General features: G+C 37.9%; 16 protein-coding genes. 4 read left to right on the top strand and 12 right to left on the bottom strand.

Annotation, left to right across the window (positions count from 1 at the left end; genetic code table 11):
* Positions 1-147 precede the first annotated feature (147 nt).
* Positions 148-1,653, bottom strand: coding sequence for a sodium:solute symporter family protein (locus KFZ56_RS07530; protein WP_222641274.1), 1,506 nt, complete (start codon positions 1,651-1,653; stop codon positions 148-150).
* 134 nt (positions 1,654-1,787) lie between these two features.
* A complete protein-coding gene (locus tag KFZ56_RS07525; protein WP_222641273.1) occupies positions 1,788-2,657 on the bottom strand; it encodes an N-acetylneuraminate lyase in 870 nt (289 codons plus the stop codon).
* A gap of 157 nt (positions 2,658-2,814) precedes the next feature.
* Here KFZ56_RS07525 and KFZ56_RS07520 point away from each other — a divergent pair, with 157 nt between their 5' ends.
* The 4 genes from KFZ56_RS07520 to KFZ56_RS07505 are packed head-to-tail and all read left to right on the top strand — an operon-like array spanning position 2,815 to position 5,898.
* Positions 2,815-3,621 (top strand): FadR/GntR family transcriptional regulator, encoded by an 807-nt coding sequence (locus KFZ56_RS07520; RefSeq protein WP_255584920.1) that lies wholly within the window; start codon positions 2,815-2,817, stop codon positions 3,619-3,621.
* A gap of 1 nt (position 3,622) precedes the next feature.
* Positions 3,623-4,297, top strand: a complete 675-nt coding sequence (locus KFZ56_RS07515; RefSeq protein ID WP_222641272.1) for a FadR/GntR family transcriptional regulator — start codon at positions 3,623-3,625, stop codon at positions 4,295-4,297.
* A 13-nt stretch (positions 4,298-4,310) separates the two neighbouring features.
* A complete protein-coding gene (locus KFZ56_RS07510) occupies positions 4,311-5,183 on the top strand; it encodes an ROK family protein (protein WP_222641271.1) in 873 nt (290 codons plus the stop codon).
* A gap of 37 nt (positions 5,184-5,220) precedes the next feature.
* Positions 5,221-5,898 carry an N-acetylmannosamine-6-phosphate 2-epimerase gene (locus tag KFZ56_RS07505; RefSeq protein WP_222641270.1) on the top strand — a complete coding sequence of 226 codons (678 nt, stop codon included), beginning with the start codon at positions 5,221-5,223 and terminating at the stop codon, positions 5,896-5,898.
* A gap of 287 nt (positions 5,899-6,185) precedes the next feature.
* On the opposite strand, the gene KFZ56_RS07500 is transcribed toward KFZ56_RS07505, so the two are convergent.
* The 10 genes from KFZ56_RS07500 to KFZ56_RS07460 all read right to left on the bottom strand — a co-directional run bounded on the left by KFZ56_RS07500 (position 6,186) and on the right by KFZ56_RS07460 (position 18,703).
* On the bottom strand, positions 6,186-7,040 hold the full coding sequence (locus tag KFZ56_RS07500) for an ROK family protein (RefSeq protein ID WP_222641269.1): 855 nt from the start codon (positions 7,038-7,040) through the stop codon (positions 6,186-6,188).
* Positions 7,041-7,416: 376 nt separating this feature from the next.
* Entirely contained in the window at positions 7,417-8,319 is a 903-nt protein-coding gene (locus tag KFZ56_RS07495) for an ROK family protein (RefSeq protein ID WP_222641268.1), read from the bottom strand.
* A 45-nt stretch (positions 8,320-8,364) separates the two neighbouring features.
* Entirely contained in the window at positions 8,365-9,738 is a 1,374-nt protein-coding gene (gmuD, locus tag KFZ56_RS07490; protein ID WP_222641267.1) for a 6-phospho-beta-glucosidase GmuD, read from the bottom strand.
* Between the two features lie 37 nt (positions 9,739-9,775).
* Complete coding sequence (locus KFZ56_RS07485) at positions 9,776-11,080, bottom strand: glycoside hydrolase family 125 protein (RefSeq protein ID WP_222641265.1); 1,305 nt, start codon at positions 11,078-11,080, stop codon at positions 9,776-9,778.
* Positions 11,081-11,155: 75 nt separating this feature from the next.
* The gene (locus tag KFZ56_RS07480; protein ID WP_222641263.1) at positions 11,156-13,873 is read right to left on the bottom strand and encodes an alpha-mannosidase; all 2,718 of its coding nucleotides are present in this window, start codon (positions 13,871-13,873) and stop codon (positions 11,156-11,158) included.
* Between the two features lie 37 nt (positions 13,874-13,910).
* On the bottom strand, positions 13,911-15,176 hold the full coding sequence (locus KFZ56_RS07475; protein WP_222641261.1) for an ABC transporter substrate-binding protein: 1,266 nt from the start codon (positions 15,174-15,176) through the stop codon (positions 13,911-13,913).
* A 141-nt stretch (positions 15,177-15,317) separates the two neighbouring features.
* The gene (locus tag KFZ56_RS07470) at positions 15,318-16,187 is read right to left on the bottom strand and encodes a carbohydrate ABC transporter permease (protein ID WP_255584917.1); all 870 of its coding nucleotides are present in this window, start codon (positions 16,185-16,187) and stop codon (positions 15,318-15,320) included.
* A 13-nt stretch (positions 16,188-16,200) separates the two neighbouring features.
* On the bottom strand, positions 16,201-17,070 hold the full coding sequence (locus KFZ56_RS07465; RefSeq protein ID WP_222641259.1) for a carbohydrate ABC transporter permease: 870 nt from the start codon (positions 17,068-17,070) through the stop codon (positions 16,201-16,203).
* A 34-nt stretch (positions 17,071-17,104) separates the two neighbouring features.
* Positions 17,105-17,236: a hypothetical protein gene (locus KFZ56_RS19550; protein ID WP_255585402.1), complete on the bottom strand. Its 132-nt coding sequence runs from the start codon at positions 17,234-17,236 to the stop codon at positions 17,105-17,107.
* A gap of 252 nt (positions 17,237-17,488) precedes the next feature.
* Entirely contained in the window at positions 17,489-18,703 is a 1,215-nt protein-coding gene (locus tag KFZ56_RS07460) for an ROK family transcriptional regulator (RefSeq protein ID WP_222641257.1), read from the bottom strand.
* Positions 18,704-19,194: the final 491 nt, after the last annotated feature.

The raw sequence follows: 19,194 nt of genomic DNA, 5'->3' as shown, positions 1-19,194 counted from the left end.
CCTGTACAGCCGTTCAGGCTGTGATGTCTCCAATACACCGCCTACCCGTTCATATGTCTTATTTTTATCAAAGCTGAAATGATAACTTCATAAAATAACGTAAGGGCAAAGATCTAAACCTTTGCCCCTACGTTATCAAGCATGCCTTTATTCTCCTGGTTGAACATATGCTTCATCTTTTGTATAAATTGTTAAACCGGTTGTATCTTTTCTGTAGTTCGGAAACAATAAACTTGCCAGATAACCAACAATAAATGAAACAACAAACGAAATTGAACTGACAGCAAATGGTGTGAAATCAGTTTGCTGAATGAACATGGCTAATACTGCACTGAACACCAAACCAATTAAGATACCAGGTACATTAGCACGTTTCGTAAAAATTCCCAATGCAAAAATCGCTGCAATTGGAACTCCGAATAACCCGGTGATATCTAAGAACAAGTTCCACGTCTCATCACGGTTCGTTGAAATTAAATAAAGTGAAGCAAACATGCCTATTGTACCCGCGATTATAATGATAATTCTCGCAAACCAAACATCATGACGCTCATTTTTCGTACCAAAAAACCGTTGTTTAAAATCAGTAGTGACACAGGCTGATAGACTATTTAAACTTGACGAAATCGTGGATTGACACGCTGCAAAAATTGCTGCAATCAAGGCACCTGCTACACCAACCGGAAACTCTGAGAGTATAAAATACGGCACTAACGCAGATGAATTAAAACCCTCTGGTAGAATTTCCACATTAGTATAAAAGCTATAAAGAACTGTGCCCATCCCAAAGAAAATTGGAATAGTAATTAGTGCTAAAATTCCATTGGTCCAAAGTGATGTATTCGTATCCTTTAACGATTTAGTTGTGGAATAACGCTGCACTACATCCTGACTAGCTGTGTATTGGTGCAAGTTATTAAATATATTCCCCAGAAAAATAATCGGAATAGCCGCCGCACCGGTTGTAAAGCTAAAGTTAGCAGAAGATATAAATTTATCATCAGAAATCCCATCACTGATTACCGTAGCAAGTCCACCATCTATATAACTAGCACCAACTAAGATGATAGCTACACCACCGCCAAGAATAATAATTCCCTGGATAAAGTCGCTCCAAATGACACCTTCCATGCCTCCCAGAAATGTATAAACAATACATAAAACGCCTACTACCGAAGCAACGAGCATTGGATTAATGGATGATACTGAAGTGATGGCTAAAGTCGGCAAATAAATGACGATTGCTATACGGCCTATATGAAACAAAACGAATAAAAGACTGCTTATTGAACGAATAGAAACCCCAAAACGCTTTTCCAGATATTCATACGCTGTCGTAACATTCAACTTCCGAAAGAACGGAATATAAAAATAAATCAAGATGGGTACAATTAAGAATATCGTCAAATTACCGAAGGAGTAGGACCAATCTGTCAAAAAAGCCTGCTCAGGTGTTGACATAAACGTAATCGCACTTAGAGTTGTCGCATAAATACTGAAACCCGCAACCCATGAAGGGATTTTCCCTCTTGCGGTAAAAAAAGATTTTGTATCTTTTCCGGCACTCTTTGTAAAATATACACCAATACCCAAAGTTGCTAATAAATAAATAATGAGTACTGCCCAATTTCCGGCTCCAAAACCAATATCCATCTTAAATTCTCCCTTAAATATAGTTAAATTACCACTATCATGCCATACTCACGATTAAGGAATACGCTTGCATAAATGGTGAAAAAGACAGGACTAGTGTAAAGCCCTGTTAAAAAACTTATTTAAACAGTTTGCTATAGATTATATTTTCCAACTAGCTGTTTAACGATTTCCTTTTTATCTGGATTAAACGCACGCATCGGCTTTTTACATGTGCCAGCATCAATTCCTTTTGTATTCAATACTTCCTTCAATGATTGATATATCCCTAAATCAATAAGTTGTTCAATCAAGTCGTTGGTTTCATGCTGGACATTATACGCTTCATCAACCTTGCCCTGTTCATGTAAATTCATGATTTTTCGTGCATTGCTCCCATTAATATTGTATGTGCTGCCGATTACACCGTCTGCTCCGGCAACAAGCCCGTGAACAAGCATCTCGTCAATACCGAAATATATGAGTTTATCTGGGAATCGCTTACGAAGACGTTCCAATTTAAAAAGATCCCCATCTGTGTATTTAACACCGATAACTTTTTCATGTTGTAAGAGTGTATCAAATTGTTCCATATTCATTGACACACCAGTCAATGCCGGAATCGCATAAATAATCATATTATTATCCGTCTTATCGATAATTGTCTCATAGTACGATTTTATCTCTTCAAATGAAAATGGATAATAAAATGGTGTCACAGCAGATAAACTGTCATATCCGAGCTGTGTTGCATATTGTCCAAGCTCAATCGATTCATCTAGATTAATCGAACCAACTTGAGCTATTAACTTCACTGCCCCATTATTTTCTTCATTTACAATTCGAAAGACATCTTTTTTTTGTGCTGTGCTCATCATAAAATTTTCACCAGAGCTGCCATTTACATATAAACCGTCTACTTTTTGCTCATCAATGTTTTGCCTAACTACTTCTCGTAATCCCTGTTCTTTAATGTCTCCGCTTTCATCAAAAGGTACAAGTAACGCTGAAAATAATCCCTTCATTAAAAATTCCTCCTTAAAAAGTTGCTTCATCTGTATATTAGACTTATAATATTGTCAGACCAATTTGTTGCTAATTAATATGATAAAAGCCCAAATAGAAAAAGTCAACCATTTCATGTAAGGGTTTTTAGAAAAATTACTGACAAGTTATGGTAAGATGGACATTAGAAAATTTGTCTTTTGCCATACCTATACAGCAAAAGACAAAGCCCGAACAAATGCAGATAAGACAGATTTATACTTTTTTATCTGCCAAGCAGAGGTGGTTCTTATGGCGATGGAGAAAACATCACTCGTGGATGTTGCAACGGAACGGATCAAGCAGTATATTCAAGAGAATAACTTAAAGCCAAATGATAAGTTCTTAACGGAGAAAGAACTTACAGACCAATTACAAGTCAGCAGAACTGTTGTCAGAGAAGCTTTAATCACTTTACAGTCGGTCGGTATACTAACAATTAAGACAGGTGGAGGCATCTATATTGACAATCCAAACCTGAATTCGATTAAAACCATTTTAAAGCACCATTACGATACCTATGGTGTAAAAATAAAAGAATTAATTGAAACACGTAAAATCATTGAACTTGGTACGTTGAGGTTAATCATTGAAAAAGAAGAGAACATTGATCTCACGTATCTCAAACAAATTAATAAAGACTACTATAACGCTATTATCAACAATGGCGATATTAAAATGTATGACCAGGCTTTTCATCGACAATTGATGAAAGAAACAGCCAATAACACCTTTTATACATTCGGTGAAATTATTAAAGAATACTTTTCATTGGTTAAGATTGACTTGATCCGGCAAGAAGATGAATTACTGCAATCCTATCAGGAGCATGCAGCAATGCTGGACGCGATTGAAAATAATGACTTAACCGCAGCACAACAGATTATGGCAGTCCATTTTGAACCAATTTTTACGTTTATCGAACAGATGGAGGAAACAATTTAATATGGAACCCATTACAAGCTCAGAAAGAAAATCATTAAAAAAAACAGTTATCCAGGAAATCAAAACGTACATCATTGATAACGGCCTGAAAGCTGGTGACAAATTACCGACCGAACGAAAATTTACGGAAATGTTTGGTGTCAGCAGATCAGTTGTACGCGAAGCATTAAGCTATATGGAAAACACAGATGTTATCCGCGTGCGGCAGGGGCAAGGTGCCTTTTTAAATGAATCCAATATTGATACCTTACTAAACAGTTTTTTCTTTTTATGGCAAATCAACGGCGGCAGTGTCCGCGATATTCAAAGTTTAAGGGTCATATTTGAATGCAGTGCGATCGATGATATTATTCGTGACCATAAGCAAATTGACCTTGACCAGCTGAAAAAGACAGTCGAAGACGGTAAACAGGCTGAAACCGAAGAGGAATATAAACAAGCCGATATCTCATTCCATAAACAGTTGCTGCACACAACGAATAACAAGCTGTTTATTCAGATGACCCATATGATTACAACTTACTTCTTTGATATTATTCATATTCAGTTGTCTCCGGAAGAATATCAAAGAGCTAACAATGAACATGATCATATCGTTAAGGCGATCAGTAACAGACAGGCAGAACAAGCCAAGAAATTGCTGACAGATCATATCAAAAAAACAAGGGATTATTAGGAGGCATTGATTTATGGCAGAATTTCTAGCCATTGACATTGGCGGAACTTATATTAAATACGCTGTCATTAACAGTCTGCATCAGCTTAAGCACTATAGTAAAATTCCGACCAAAGAAAATGAAGATAACGCTATTCTAAAGCAAACAGAAGAGATTACTGCTGAAGCTCTCCGCACCAACCCTGATATAAATGGTATTGGTATTAGTACAGCAGGTATTGTAGACAGAGAAAAAGGAGAAATTATTTACGCCGGGCCAACGATAAAAAACTATATAGGGACAAAGTTTAAAGAAAAACTAACCAGTCAATTCCATTTACCCGTTCATGTCGAAAACGATGTCAATGCAGCATTATTAGGGGAAATTTGGGTAGGCGCTGCCCAGAATCAAAACGATGTCTTTTGTATAACATTGGGAACAGGTATTGGAGGTGCCTATTTTCATGATCGGCTGATAGATGGCTTTTTCAAAAAGGCTAATTCCGTTGGTTATTTACTATACGAGAAAGACAGCGAAACCAATTATGAAGACAGAGCCTCCACCGCAGCTCTCAATAAAATGATATATCAAAGATTTGATAAAGAGCTATCCACCAAAGATGTATTTGAGCTGGCAAAATCCGGTGATAATGCATGCATGGAGCTGCTTGAAATCTGGTCGGATGAGGTTGCCAAAGGACTAGCGCAAATCATTCTCTTAATCGACCCAAAATGTATCATCATCGGCGGAGGCATTTCCAGACAAGGGTCATTTTTAGTAAATGCAATTGAAAGACACTTAAATAGCTACCTGCCGAATAACTTTTTGAAAGCAGAGATTAAAGTGGCACGATTATACAACGATGCAGCCCTGTATGGTGCTGTTTACCCTTTTTTCAAAAAATGACGAAACAGGAAACGAACAACAAAGAGGAGGTTACATCATGTTAGAAAAAATCAAAAATGGCTTAATCGTATCCTGTCAGGCTTTACCGGAAGAACCGCTCCACAGCTCTTTTATTATGTCGAAAATGGCGCTGGCAGCAAAACAGGGTGGTGCACAAGGAATACGAGCCAATTCAAAGGAAGATATTATCGCAATCAAAAAAGAGGTAGACTTGCCTATCATTGGCATTGTAAAAAGGGACTATCCTGACAGCGAAGTGTTTATCACTGCCACATACAAAGAGGTAGATGAACTTATAGAAAGCGGATGTAATATGATCGCTATGGACGCCACATCCCGTCCACGCCCTCAGAACATTCACTTAAATGATCTGGTACATTATGCAAAAGAAAAGAAACCTTCCATTGAATTAATGGCTGACATCGCAACGACAGAAGACGCCATACAAGCTGAAAAAGCAGGGTTTGATTGTATTTCCACAACATTACATGGCTATACGAAAGAAACGAAGGGACAAAAACTGTATAATAACAACTTTCAATTTCTGCAGGATGTATTAAAAAAGGTAAACATTCCAATCATAGCAGAGGGTAATGTGATTACTCCTGACATGTATCATCAGTGTATGGAACTCGGAGCTTACGCAAGTGTCGTCGGCGGAGCCATCACCCGCCCACAGGAAATCACCAAGCGCTTTGTGCAACAAAAAATATAACCATGATTCGGATTTTCTACTAGGACAAAAGCGAAAAGCGCCTGGTTAAAAACTAGAGATTGGAGCGGCGCAACTGAGATAAAGGAATCACGGTGAGGTAACGAACCGATGATGACTTATCGTAGGGAGCTCTCGTGTTATCTCCTAGTTTTTGGCGCTTGTAGCTAGACGTAGCCATTAATCAATAATAAGTTATCCACAGCAAATAATTTTATAATTTCCTAGGCAAGAACAAAAATGTCATGCTACTGATTTTGTAGCATGACACTTTTTTATAAACAAAATTATTACATCCCAATCGTCAGCGCAATCGCTCCTTTCACACCTTGCTCGTCATCCAGTTCCGGCGCGGTGATGAATTCGCTCATGTCACCCATGTAAACATAATCATTCATCAGCTCGGAGACCTTTTGCCGCACAAGGGGAAACAAACTATCCTGCTTCATCACTCCACCTCCCAAAATGACTCGCTCAGGTGATAAAATCAACGTATAGCTAACAATGGCATGTGCCAAATAATGGGCCTCGATTTCCCAGACATTTACATCATTACCCAATAAATTCCCTTTCTTGCCATACCTTTTTTCAATAGCCGATCCGGATGCCATACCTTCAAGACAGTTACGATGGTACGGACAAATACCAGCAAACGAATCATCCGAATGCTGTGGAATCCTGACATGTCCCATTTCCGGATGACTTCTCCCCTGAAATATACGACCATCTTGGACCAAACCTGCTCCTATACCTGTCCCGACCGTTATATACAAACAACTGCTTACATCCCTGCCCACGCCATGACGATATTCCGCCAAGCATGCCACATTAACATCCGTGTCGATATAAACAGGAATCTGAAAATGCCGCTGCAAGCTTCCCAGCAAATCATAATGCTTCCATGCCGTCTTGGGTGTATTTAATATCATACCATACGTATCACTATTTTTATCTAGATCAATTGGGCCAAAACTCCCGACACCCAATGCTTCCAGTTCATAATCCGAATAGAAATTCTTAATTTCTGCAAGTGTTTCATCCGGTTCTCGTGTAGGTATACTTTGCTTTGCCTTTATCTCGCCGGTGGAATTGCCTACCGCACAGACAATTTTAGTTCCACCTGCTTCGATTCCCCCTATTAACATGTGTTTTCCTCCCAACTTTATTTAACCTAATCCGTAACAAGTAATCCAGAGTAACTGTTTAATTGTAAAACATCCATGTAGATGTTTGCACAACTTTTATCATCCAGTCTTCACTCTATAAATGAGATATATTACCATCTTATACAAGTATTTGGGGCAAGTTAAATAAACAGCATTTTTCTAGTTTTTTTAAATACATGTAGTTTTGTTGTATGTTCAAGCAAGGAATATAACATGTTAAATCTTCTCCTTCATTTTTTCAATAGTTATTTTTCTAGTCTCTTGATAGATAATAGAGCGTAACTCCTTTTGCAATCGTCATGACTCTATATCAAAATCTATATTTTTTTGATATAGAGTCATTTTAATTATGGTGTTAGTAACTTTTAAGTTGTTTTTGCAAATAATGATATACTGCACCGATTAAATTAGAATCAGCACTCAAATAACATCGATTAACTACTGGCATCATTGTTGCCACATCAATCTTATTCACAATGCATTTCATCTTTTCTTCTAAATGATAGATTAAATCTTTTCTATCGCTAATCCCCCCGCCAATTAAAATCATCTCTGGATCATAGATGTATTGAATATTATATAACCCAATAGCAAGCATTTGATAAAACTCCGAAATAGCCTGAATACATACGTTATCCCCTTGTTCCGCCTTTAAAAATATCTCTTCACCAGTTAGGGACGATCTATCCAATCCTTTTTGGTGTGCAACACGTTTGATCATGGAAAAAGTGGAAGCAACCTCACTGAATGTATTCATTCCATTCCCTAATTGAGCAGGTTGGAGTATCATATAGCCAAATTCACCACCATGTAGATGGCTACCTTTATGAATCATACCATCTTTTATTAGAGCACCACCAACCCCTGTTCCAATAACGACAACGGCAACATCTTTTTTTCCACTGGCGGCCCCTTTCCACACTTCAGCAAGAGCCGCACAATTGGCATCATTTTCAATATGTACGGGTAATCCTGTTCGTCGTTCGATAAGGTCTTTCATATTTGGTCCATGTATATAAGGGATAGCACTAGAACCGTGGATCACTCCGTCTTCTGCCACAGAACCTGGGGAACTAATTGCTATTCCGGTTACCTCTTTGCTTAATTGTTCTTGTAATTGGCGCTCAATAAATACGAATAAATCTTCTAGGCTTTCTGGTGTTGGTGCATGATTTTTATTAATGATTTTTCCGTTTTGATCAACGAGAGCATATTTTATGTTTGTTCCTCCCCAATCAAAAGCAAGAATATTCTCCATGTCTGCAGCACCTCTATCCAAATCAATACTATAAACCTACTTCATTTAAAATCCGTTCTGCTTTACGATCTCAGCAAACCATTGACCACTCTTTTTCAAAAAGCGTTGCTTGGTTTCAATATCTACACGATAAAATCCATATCTATTCTTATAAGCATTTAACCATGACCAGTTATCCATAAATGTCCATACATGATACCCAAAACAGTTGGACCCTTCTTCTATTCCTTGATGTAGCCATTTTAAGTGCTCTTGGTAAAATTCAATCCGGTAATCATCTTGGATCATACCAGAGTTATCTATAAAGCGTTCTTCATTCTCTACACCCATTCCATTTTCAGCGACATACCAAGGGATATTTTCATAATTATTTTTTATATTCATAGCGATATCATAAATACCCTTTTCATAAATTTCCCAACCCCGATAAGGATTCATCCGACGCTCTGGCCAAATATAGGGGTCAAAGAAATTTTCCGGTAAAATGGATCCCGCATCTACAGGTGTTTCTTTTTCTTTGACACGTCGTGGTTGATAATAATTTACACCTAAAAAATCCACAGTATTATCCGCAATCAATTCCAAGTCGCCTTCTTCTATTTCAGGAAGTAGATCATGCTCACGTAATAATGCAACAAGCTCTTCCGGGTATTTTCCTAAGACAGATGGATCTAAAAAACTTCGATTAAAAAATAGATCAGCAATCGTTGCAGCTCGTTTATCTTCCTTCGAATCACTACGTGGATAAGAAGGAGTTAAATTTAGAATAATGCCGATCTCCCCCTCCTGATCCATTTGGCGATAGGTTTCAATGACTTTCGCGCTAGCTAGCATCGACTGATAAGCAACCACAACTGCTCTTTTCATATCTACCACACAAGGATAGTGATAATGATTTAAATATCCCATCTCCACTGGAACAATAGGTTCATTAAATGTGGTCCATTTTTTTACCCGGTCACCAAATAAATCAAAAACCACTTCTGCATAATACCGAAAGGCTTCTACTACTTCACGGTTTTCCCACCCTCCTTGTTCCTGAAAATGGAGTGGCATATCAAAATGATATAAGTTAATAATTGGTTCGATATCATTTTTCAGCAGTTCGTTTATAACATCATTATAAAAACGAACTGCTTCTTGATTGATATGCTTCCCGTCGGGCAATAAACGTGTCCAAGAAATCGACGTCCGAAATGAATTGAAGTTAATTGCTTTCATACGTTCAATATCTTCTTTATACTGCTTATAAAAATCGGAGGTTTCTTGAGGTCCTATCCCTTGATGAAATCGTTCTGGTTCTATTTCAAACCAATAATCCCAGATATTTTTTGCTTTTCCGCCTTCATCTGCGGCTCCTTCTGTCTGGGTGGCTGAAGAAGCTGCTCCCCATAAAAAGTTTTTCGGAAATTTGTACATAACCAGCAACACCTCATTAAACTTCATTCATATAGATTTATCTCTTAGATAGAGGACTTCCTTTTACATGTATTTCATTTAAATGAAGAACAAACTCACTAAACATTGAATTTGCCCATGAGAACCATGCCCTTGTATATTGTGTGGGGTCATCCACATGAAAGCCTTCATGCATCAAGTTCTTTCCTGCATCTGTGTTCTTAAACAATTCCAATGTTTCCCACTTTGCTTCAGTAGTTTCTGCAGTCATTCCCTGGATAGCAAGAGCAATATGCCATATATATTGTTCTGGGGTATGTGGACTACCTATCCCTTTGGCTATTTTCCCTTCATAATAATATGGATTCAGCTCACTTAACAAAAATTTTCTTGTATTTTGGTATACTTCATCATGGACCGCACAATAACCTAAGTACGGCATGGAAAGTAGGGATGGAACGTTTGCATCATCCATCAAATTATAATTTCCTCGTCCATCTGTTTCGAAAGCATAAATTGTTCCATATTTTTCGTGTTCAACTTTCCCGTAGGTCTGAATTCCTTTGTCAATTTCTTTCGCTAATTCGGAAGCTTCTTTTGCCAAATCTACGTGATCTAAAACATCAATTGCAATTTCTGCAAGTTGCTTTAATACAACGACCGCAAACATATTCGCAGGAACCAAATATCCATATTGACAAGCATCATCACTTGGTCGAAAACCCGACCAAGTCATACCAGTATATGTAACTGGAGCGCCTTTACCATTATGAGACAACGTATCTTGTGGTGTACAGTTATCCCGTATAAAGGAATACCTCGAGTCTTTTTCATGGTTTTGTTCGATTTTCCATACATTTAAAATGTTTTTTATGGCTTCCTTAAAAGTAGAATTAAAGTGAGTGATCCTTCCTGTTGATTTCCAAAATAGATAAGCTAATTGAATCGGGTAGCATAGGGAATCAATTTCGTATTTTCGTTCCCATAATAAGGGCGTCATTTCTGTTTGATCATCATGATAACGATCTCCCGTTGGTTTTTCATTAAAAGCATTGGCATATGGATCATGGATAATGTATTCCATTTGTTTTTGAATAACGCCTTGAATCATATCTGCCATGGATTCATCCGTTTCAGCAAGCAATAAGTATGGTCTAACTTGTGCTGCTGAATCTCGAAGCCACATGGCAGGTATATCTCCAGTGATGACAAACGTTGTTCCATCATCTTGAGGACGGATGGTCGTTTCTAATGTGCTGGTAAAGCAGTACTGGAACATAGTACGAACCTTATCATCACCTGAAAAAAATCCATTCACTTTGTTGATTATATGCTGCATTGACTCAGGTATTTGCTTATCCATCTAAGAATTCTCCTTTTTGTATGATGAAATATGTGATTATCCCGGGCGAAAGTTGTCCGCCCAGGAGTATATCAATTACCGCTTAAAACCGACAGTTACAATTTTATGTCCGCTTGCAGGAATACTTATCTTGTCTTGCTCTTGACCGACTGGTTTATTTACGTATTCCTCGATAACATTACTCTCATAAGCTGACCACTCGGATGGTCCGTTTACTTGGAGGATATCGTTTGCACTTTGCAGATTGAACCAACGCAACATGATATCACCAGTCGCTTCAGACACCTTTATAGAAGAAAAAGCTAAGTGGTCTCCTTGCCAATCGATGAAGGATCCTTCCTCTTTCAGGCTACCTTCCTGAATAGCAGATTGACAGGTCGACCAAGGTATCTGGTACTGATAAGCTTTGCGGTAGCTATCGGTAGTTTGCCCATTACTTGGATAAATGGCATATGAAACAATACTTTCCCCGAGACATTGAGCTTCAGGAGTTGGAAAGTGACCCCAGTCTCCCATCTCACCGACTGAACGAAGCAAGGTTACTGCAATTGTGTTTTGGTCATCGCGGAGGATTTCATACTCATTCAGACCATAATTGGCGATCGTCAAACTCTCCTCTTCATTACTAACGGATACAAAATCCTGCTGATGCTGGGAATTGTCGGGATTACTCCATTCCTCAGCCGGTTCATTCGGGCGCTTGACTACTTCAAAAATCGAATCAGCGTGATGATGATCCGTTTCTATACCTGTTGGGAAGAGCGTCCGGAGACGATGGTCTTTTGCCTGATTATTAAACTTGGCTGTGACGTGTACACCTTTTCCGTTCCTTTCGAGTGATACACGGGTTGAAATAGTTAACGATACCGTTTCTTTCGTACGTTGTGCTTTTCGGATGTTGAATGGAACAACTTCCCGCTGTTCTTGTTCCAACAGCTCGTCCGCACTTTTTGGAATCGTCATGTCATGTGTAATATCAAAGGCGGCACGGTACGGTTTGTCCTCAATCAGTTTGATAGAAGCTAACGCGTCTTTTGTCGTCAACGGTTCCTCATTATCGGGTTGTTTGTACATATATTCATTTCCTATATCCCCGGTATCTTCATAAACACCAAGCTGTTCGAATGTTTTTCCGGTTTGTTTATCCGTGATAGTCAGCGAACCATTTCCATTCATTTTGACATGCAGGTATTCATTGGCCATTTCATTATCAGATACAACCAAACTTTGTGAATGCTTGTCTGCATCTAATTCGTTTTCCGATGAAATAAGTGCATATGTGCGGTAACCAAGCGCAGGCACATCATTTGCTTCAAATGTTACCTTAATACGGCGAGCCATGTATGTCTGGCGGAATTTATCTTCTGGTAAATCATAAGAAAAGGAAATTCCCAAATCTTCCATTGTAAAATCAAAACGATTCCCGGAAGCATCGACAAGCTCCTTCTGGCCCAGGTCAAACGACTTCAGCGCTTCTTTATTAACACCATCCGCAAAATACGCACGTTTAACATCAAGAATGATACTTACGGTACCACTTTTTCCGTAACCACTCGTGTTGTATACGACAAAAGGTAGCGCAGCTTTGTCCATGTCACCGAATACAGTTGTATCGATATGATTGGTAATAGACGTCAGTGATTCTTCTACTAAAGATTCTGCTACATGCTTACTATCAGCAAATCGTGTTACCACACCGCGATGTATCTCATCCACACCGCATCCACATATGCTGTCATGAGCATGATTCTGCATCAATTTTTTCCAGGCATATTCTAATTTTTGATGATTGTAAGGTTTCCCTAGCATATAAGCGAATGTCTCAAGCGGTTCCGCTACTTTAGCTAAAATTGTTTCACCTGTCCGATTCATCTGTTTTAAATAAAGACGGGATGATGCTGTATTAACTAAAGTTCCCCAACCATCTGTCTTTTGGCTTCGGAGTTCGCCGTCCACTATTTTTAGATCTTCCGGTAATGTTTGCGTTAGATTTTGGACATAATCATTGAAGTTTGAATGTTTAAACGTAATATCGGGATACAAATTTTGTGCCGTCTTGATTGCTTCAGAAAGATTAGTTTGAATAGGTTGATGATCACAACCATTCATCATCAGCATATGTGGACCCGCAGCGTATTTTTCCATCGCTTCTATTTGACTATCCCAGTAAGACACAGCTTCTTTTTCGTTGACTGGAATCTCGTTTCCGTTACAATACCAGTTGGCAAACAAAATACCGTAAACTTTTGAACCATCCGGTGATCGCCAGTACATTTCCGAATAAGGGGATTCAAAACTATCCGATTCGATTACTTCGTTGTTAAACCCTGTTGGTTTGACACCGCGAGCAAACAGAGCATTGTTAATACCGGCTTGCATAAGAATCTGTGGTGCTTGTCCCATATTTCCAAATGAATCGGGAAAGTATCCACTTTTTAACATGTTGCCCCATTTTTTGGAGTCTTTCATACCATATTGCAGGTTGCGGATATTAGATTCGCTACTTGTCAGAAATTCATCCTGTAAAATGTACCAAGGTCCGATATGGATTCGGCCTTCATTAATATGTTTTTGCAACTCAGCCCTTTTGTCCGGACGTACTTGCAGATAGTCATCTAGGATAATCGTGTGTCCATCCAGATGGAAACTTTTATACTCTGGCTCTGACTTCAATGTTTCCAGTAGTGAGTCCATCAAATCTACTAATTTCATATGATGCTTCTCGTAAGGCAAATACCACTCCCGATCCCAGTGAGTGTGGGGAATGATGTGGATCGTTTTATTGTTAGTCATAATACCCTCCAAAATATTTATCTACTAATTAAACTTATTACTCTGATACAACATTGTTCCACTCTTCCTCAGCTTCTGCGAGTGCTTCTTCTGAAGTTGTCTCACCCAACATCGCTTTTGAAAAAGCATCATGCATAATCGTTGTTAATTCATTTAGATTTTCCATTGGCGGAACTAACAGTTCAGCATCTGGTAATTGTTCGGCCTCAGTTACCCTTACCAAGTCTGTAACTGTAGCATTTTCTGGAACTTCTGAAAAATATGGATCCTCTAATGTTTCTTCTGTTGAAGGAAGGACTCCAGAGCCAGCAATCTGCGCGAATTCCAGCTGATTTTCCGGATTTGTAATAAACAGTGCAAAATCTACCGCTTCTTCATGATGATCACTCGGTTCCGGAACAACTATATTCTGAACTATTAAATCTTTAACTTCTGCTTCTCCAGTAATTTGGTCCGAAACTCCTGTATTATCGTATATATCCGGGGCATTTTCTTCAACCTCATTTAGAATAAATCCTCCAAATGCTACTTCGCCTGCCTGATAGAAATTAGTTCCTTCACGTTCCTCTCCGGTGAGTGACTCAGAGGGGATTAAGCCGTTTTCATAGAGCTCCGTAAAGTAATCAAGTACTTCAACCCCCTCCGGTGTATTAAAAGCAGCTGTACCATCATCATTTGTTACAGAAACCCCCCATTGTTCCATATACTGTAAAGAAAGAGTTCCATCCATAGAAGGAAAGTATCCGTACGCATCTGTTTCTTCATCTATAACCTCTGCATATTCCTTTGCTTCTTCAAATGTTTCCGGAGGTTGCTCAGGGTCTAAATCTGCTTCTTCAAAGATCCCTTTATTATAATGAGTTACCGCTGTACCAAGATACCACGGAATAGCAAATGTTTCTCCATCTATCTGATTGGCTTCCCAAGCATTATCAAGGTATTGATCTCGATCTTCCTCTGATACATATTCGTCCATATTGATCGTTGCATTTACATCTGCCAGACTAGAAGCAAATGATGGGTCCAAATTTACAACATCAGGTTCATTCCCTGAACTTACATCTGCCAAAACTTTCTCCTCTAAATCATCTGCAGGGACATCAAGCCAGTTAATTGTAACTTCGGGATTCTGCTCCTCATATTCATTAATTAGCTCTTCAAGATACTCCGTATATGTTGGCTCTAGCTGATTGGTCCAGAAATCAAGCGTTATTCCCTCCTCACCGTTGTCATCATTACAACCGGCAATAAATAGCATAGACATTACTGATACAAGAGCCATTAGTTTTCCCTTTTTTTTCATTTCATTTTCCTCCCTCAATAATTAAAATATCTTCAAAATGTTTCATATTAAAATAGATTCATAATAAGTCTTACTTTATTAGAATTAGTATTAATGATATTTGTTACAAATTAATATCTTAAGAATACCACTCTGTTACTATTATTCCTTGACAGCGCCTTTCATCAAGCCTCCAATGAAATACTTCTGTAAAAATAAGAAGACAACAATCGCTGGAAGCATCGATATAATAGCACCTGCCGCAATTAAACGCCAATCTGAAGAAAATGTGCCAGAAAGCATATCCAGTCCTAATGTTAAAGTGAACATATCTTGATCACTTATGATAATAAGTGGCCACAGGAAATCTCCCCAAGCAAAAATAAATGTAAAAACGGTTAATGTCAGCATCGATGGCTTCGCAAGCGGCATTAATATTCTTAGCCATATCTGAAACCTGTTGGCACCATCCATTCTGGCTGATTCATCCAACTCATATGGTATGACCATGAATGCTTGTCGCATTAAAAACACACCAAAAGCTGTAGTGATTTGCGGTAAAATCATCCCAGCATATGTATTGTCTAACCCTAGGGATAGGGCCAATTCATAAACGGGAATCATTAAAAGCTGGAACGGGATCATCATCGTGCTAAGTATTAAGATAAATATGAGATTTTTACCCTTAAACTTCATCCTAGCGAGCGGATAAGCGGCAAGGGAGCAAAATAAAACGTTGAGTATCACCGTCAATATAGTGACAATCACACTATTTAATAGATACGTCCAAAACGGAAAAGCGTCCATCACTCCCACGAAATTCGAAAAGGTAACTTGTTCTGGAATCAATTGTGGGGGATATTGAAATATATTTTCACCACCGGATTTAAGAGCTGTTGAAATAAGCCATATAAATGGACCAAGCATAAATAAAGCGACTAAAGTTAATAAAATGTAAAGCAGCAGCTTTTTAGTGAAGTTCATGACAGTTGTCGAAAAAGTTTTTTGATTTTTTGCTGTCGTTAAAGCCAATTTTTCCACCTCTCTATCCCTTGTTGTCTTTATTGCCAAAAAACTTCAGGTTAATAATCGATAAAACCAAAGTGATTAAAAACAAAATAACTCCAGCAGCACTAGCATAACCCATATTTAAGTTTTCAAATGCCTCTCTGTAAATATAAAGAACCAATGTTTCCGAACTGTGTAATGGACCACCGCCGGTCATTATGTATATTTCGTCAAACACTTGCATAGCAGCGATTGAAGACATAATGGCTACAATTAATATAAAGGGCATCAACATAGGAATAGTTATACGAGTTACTTGTTGCCACCAGTTTGCTCCATCGATTTTTGCAGCCTCATAAATATCTGTGGAAATTGATTGCAATCCTGCTATATAGATGACCATGTAATATCCTAGTCCTTGCCAAATGGTCACAATCATGACAGCAAAAATAGCCGTAGAAGTCGTTGTCAGCCACCCAACTTGCTCATTAATTATTCCCAATAGATCAAGCGCATAGTTCAACAAGCCATTTTCTCTATACACCCATTCCCAAGCGATACCTGCAACTACTAATGAAGTGACAACAGGTATAAAATAAGCTGATCGGAAAAAGCTAATCCCTCTTAATTTTTGATTGACCAAAACAGCCAGAAAAATAGGAATAATAACAAGAGCTGGAACAACCCCAATAAGATAAATAAACGTATTCTTCAGCGTTAGCCAAAATAAATCATCTTGAAATAAATTTTGGTAATTTTCAAAGCCAATGAACTCTGGCTCACCTATGATACTATATTCGGTCAAACTCAACCATAAAGCCTGCAATATTGGATAAAAAATAAAGGCTCCCAAAATGGTGCAACCGGGAATCAAAAATAAATAAGGTGTTAATTTATGCATCTTCATCAAATCACCCTCTCTCTATATAATTAAAATATCTTCAAAATGCTCTTTTTTCTAAAGGATTAACCAATAAAGCTTTTACAATCGTATTAATAATGACAGATGCGATAAAGAACATGAGCACATTATCTTCCGCACCAAGAACAGCAACGATTGGTCCTACTTTCACTTAAGCAACCACCTCCTTAAAGGCATATTAACTTGAAAACGCTTTTTATTTTAAAGGAATCATATAATGAAAAGCGTTTCACGGAAAATTCATGTAAGATATTCCTCGTTAGCGTTTTCAAATAAGAACTATTAAATTTTGCAAGATTTTATACTTATCCACCTGTATCACAGTTGCACAGTTATCCCACCATCTACAGGTGTCTTCTTCTCCTTAAATTAATAAATATTTATTAATTTAAGGAGAAGTTTTTTAAATAATGGTTCCTTCAGGATAATCAAACAATTTTTGGTGAATGACTGATGCAGCCCCGATGGAATTTGATTGATGATTAAAAGCGGACTCTGCAAAAATAATATTTCTTGCATATGGTGAAAGTGCACGCTCTTTCGCAATTTTTTCTGCAGTATTAATCATTTTAGGATAAAGTTTTGCAACCATTCCTCCAAAAATCACCTGATCAGGGGCAAATAAATTAATAGCATTAGCTAATCCAAGTCCTAAATATCTTTCTGCCTCATGCAAAACTTCGAGTGCTAACTTGTCCCCTTCTTCTGCTTGTTGAACAATATTCTCTATTGTAGGTTCTTTCCCATTATTAAGGTAGTCATCAGCAAGGCTTGTTGGATATCCACGTCGAATCTCTTCTTTCACTCGTCTTTGAATAGCAATACCTGAACTAAGCGTTTCCAAGCAACCAAAATTACCACAATTACACTTTGGGCCATCAATATCGATAACCATATGACCAATTTCACCGGCACCATTACCAATTCCACGGTGAATCCGAGAATCGATGATAAGACCACCACCAAGCCCCTGATCATTATAAATGTACAGGATATCTTCATTCGGTTCTACATCGCCGAACCATTGTTCAGCTAAAGCAAAAGCATTAGCATCTTTCTCGAGGATGGTTGGCCATTTATATCGATCTTCAAGCAAACGTTGAAAGCTAATATTCCTGACGCCTTCTAGGTTAGGTGGTGTCAACATCTTTCCATCAGTAGTATCAATCGGTCCAGGAGCAGATACACCTATCCCTGATATTTTAGAAATATCAATAGCGATTCGCTCCAATAGCTGGTCGATTAGATTATAAACCCTCTCAATTAAAGGTTTGGAATCTTCTTCTGCTATAATTTCATCGCTAACTTCCCCCTTTAAATTAACCAGGCAAGCAGAAATTTCCCTAACACCGATTACCAACGCTATCACATAAACACTATCCCATTTCATCTCATATAAAACAGGAGGTCTCCCACCGCTAGACTCACCATATCCGGCTTCTTTTATCAGTCCCGCCTCGGAAAATTCTGTAATTATATTTCCGACAGCCGAAAATGTTAAATCGAATTTACGGGCCAGATCTATTTTTGTAATGGGACCGCTTTGGCGAATATCCTTTAGAATAAAGGAGCGATTAGCCTGCTTAACTGTGTTACCATTTACAAACTGATCAGTCATTTGATTCCCCTCAGATCTTATTAGATTGGTTATAATAAGATCATTATTTAAAATCGCTTTCAAATAATGATAAAAAACACCTTTCAGATTTAAACCCCAATACTTTTTAAACTATTATTAATAAGTAGTTTAACATGTTCTATTATTTCTGTAAATAACTAAATTTTATTTACAAATAATTATTGTCTATGGTATAATCCTATAAACTTATTAAATGTATTTTAATTAGTTTAGGTTTTAACTTATTTTTTTAAGTTATCTTGTAAGCGTTTAATTTCTACCTTGTAAGAAAGAATGCATGAAAGGAGGAATAATTTGTAGATTAGAATTGCTCTTCAGTTTTATAAACTTATATGCTAAGGAGATGATCAACGATAAGTAATGTGGAGGAATAAGGTATGCTTAAACTAATTTGCTCCTTAGAATGGATTATTTGTAATTAGAATATTTCTTATTCTAATCGCCGTATAGCTCCACAGTAATTTTCCTAA

Origin of the sequence: Virgibacillus sp. NKC19-3 (assembly GCF_019837165.1) — a bacterium.
GTDB lineage: Bacteria > Bacillota > Bacilli > Bacillales > Amphibacillaceae > Virgibacillus_L > Virgibacillus_L saliphilus.
This window is presented reverse-complemented; position numbering and strand designations above follow the sequence as displayed.

What these genes read in the sequence shown, in the direction of transcription:
- KFZ56_RS07530 (WP_222641274.1), bottom strand. Translation starts at nt 1,653, where the DNA reads ATGGATATTGGTTTTGGAGCCGGAAATTGGGCAGTACTCATTATTTAT.
- KFZ56_RS07525 (WP_222641273.1), bottom strand. Translation starts at nt 2,657, where the DNA reads ATGAAGGGATTATTTTCAGCGTTACTTGTACCTTTTGATGAAAGCGGA.
- KFZ56_RS07520 (WP_255584920.1), top strand. Translation starts at nt 2,815, where the DNA reads ATGGACATTAGAAAATTTGTCTTTTGCCATACCTATACAGCAAAAGAC.
- KFZ56_RS07515 (WP_222641272.1), top strand. Translation starts at nt 3,623, where the DNA reads ATGGAACCCATTACAAGCTCAGAAAGAAAATCATTAAAAAAAACAGTT.
- KFZ56_RS07510 (WP_222641271.1), top strand. Translation starts at nt 4,311, where the DNA reads ATGGCAGAATTTCTAGCCATTGACATTGGCGGAACTTATATTAAATAC.
- KFZ56_RS07505 (WP_222641270.1), top strand. Translation starts at nt 5,221, where the DNA reads ATGTTAGAAAAAATCAAAAATGGCTTAATCGTATCCTGTCAGGCTTTA.
- KFZ56_RS07500 (WP_222641269.1), bottom strand. Translation starts at nt 7,040, where the DNA reads ATGTTAATAGGGGGAATCGAAGCAGGTGGAACTAAAATTGTCTGTGCG.
- KFZ56_RS07495 (WP_222641268.1), bottom strand. Translation starts at nt 8,319, where the DNA reads ATGGAGAATATTCTTGCTTTTGATTGGGGAGGAACAAACATAAAATAT.
- gmuD (WP_222641267.1), bottom strand. Translation starts at nt 9,738, where the DNA reads ATGTACAAATTTCCGAAAAACTTTTTATGGGGAGCAGCTTCTTCAGCC.
- KFZ56_RS07485 (WP_222641265.1), bottom strand. Translation starts at nt 11,080, where the DNA reads ATGGATAAGCAAATACCTGAGTCAATGCAGCATATAATCAACAAAGTG.
- KFZ56_RS07480 (WP_222641263.1), bottom strand. Translation starts at nt 13,873, where the DNA reads ATGACTAACAATAAAACGATCCACATCATTCCCCACACTCACTGGGAT.
- KFZ56_RS07475 (WP_222641261.1), bottom strand. Translation starts at nt 15,176, where the DNA reads ATGAAAAAAAAGGGAAAACTAATGGCTCTTGTATCAGTAATGTCTATG.
- KFZ56_RS07465 (WP_222641259.1), bottom strand. Translation starts at nt 17,070, where the DNA reads ATGAAGATGCATAAATTAACACCTTATTTATTTTTGATTCCCGGTTGC.
- KFZ56_RS07460 (WP_222641257.1), bottom strand. Translation starts at nt 18,703, where the DNA reads ATGACTGATCAGTTTGTAAATGGTAACACAGTTAAGCAGGCTAATCGC.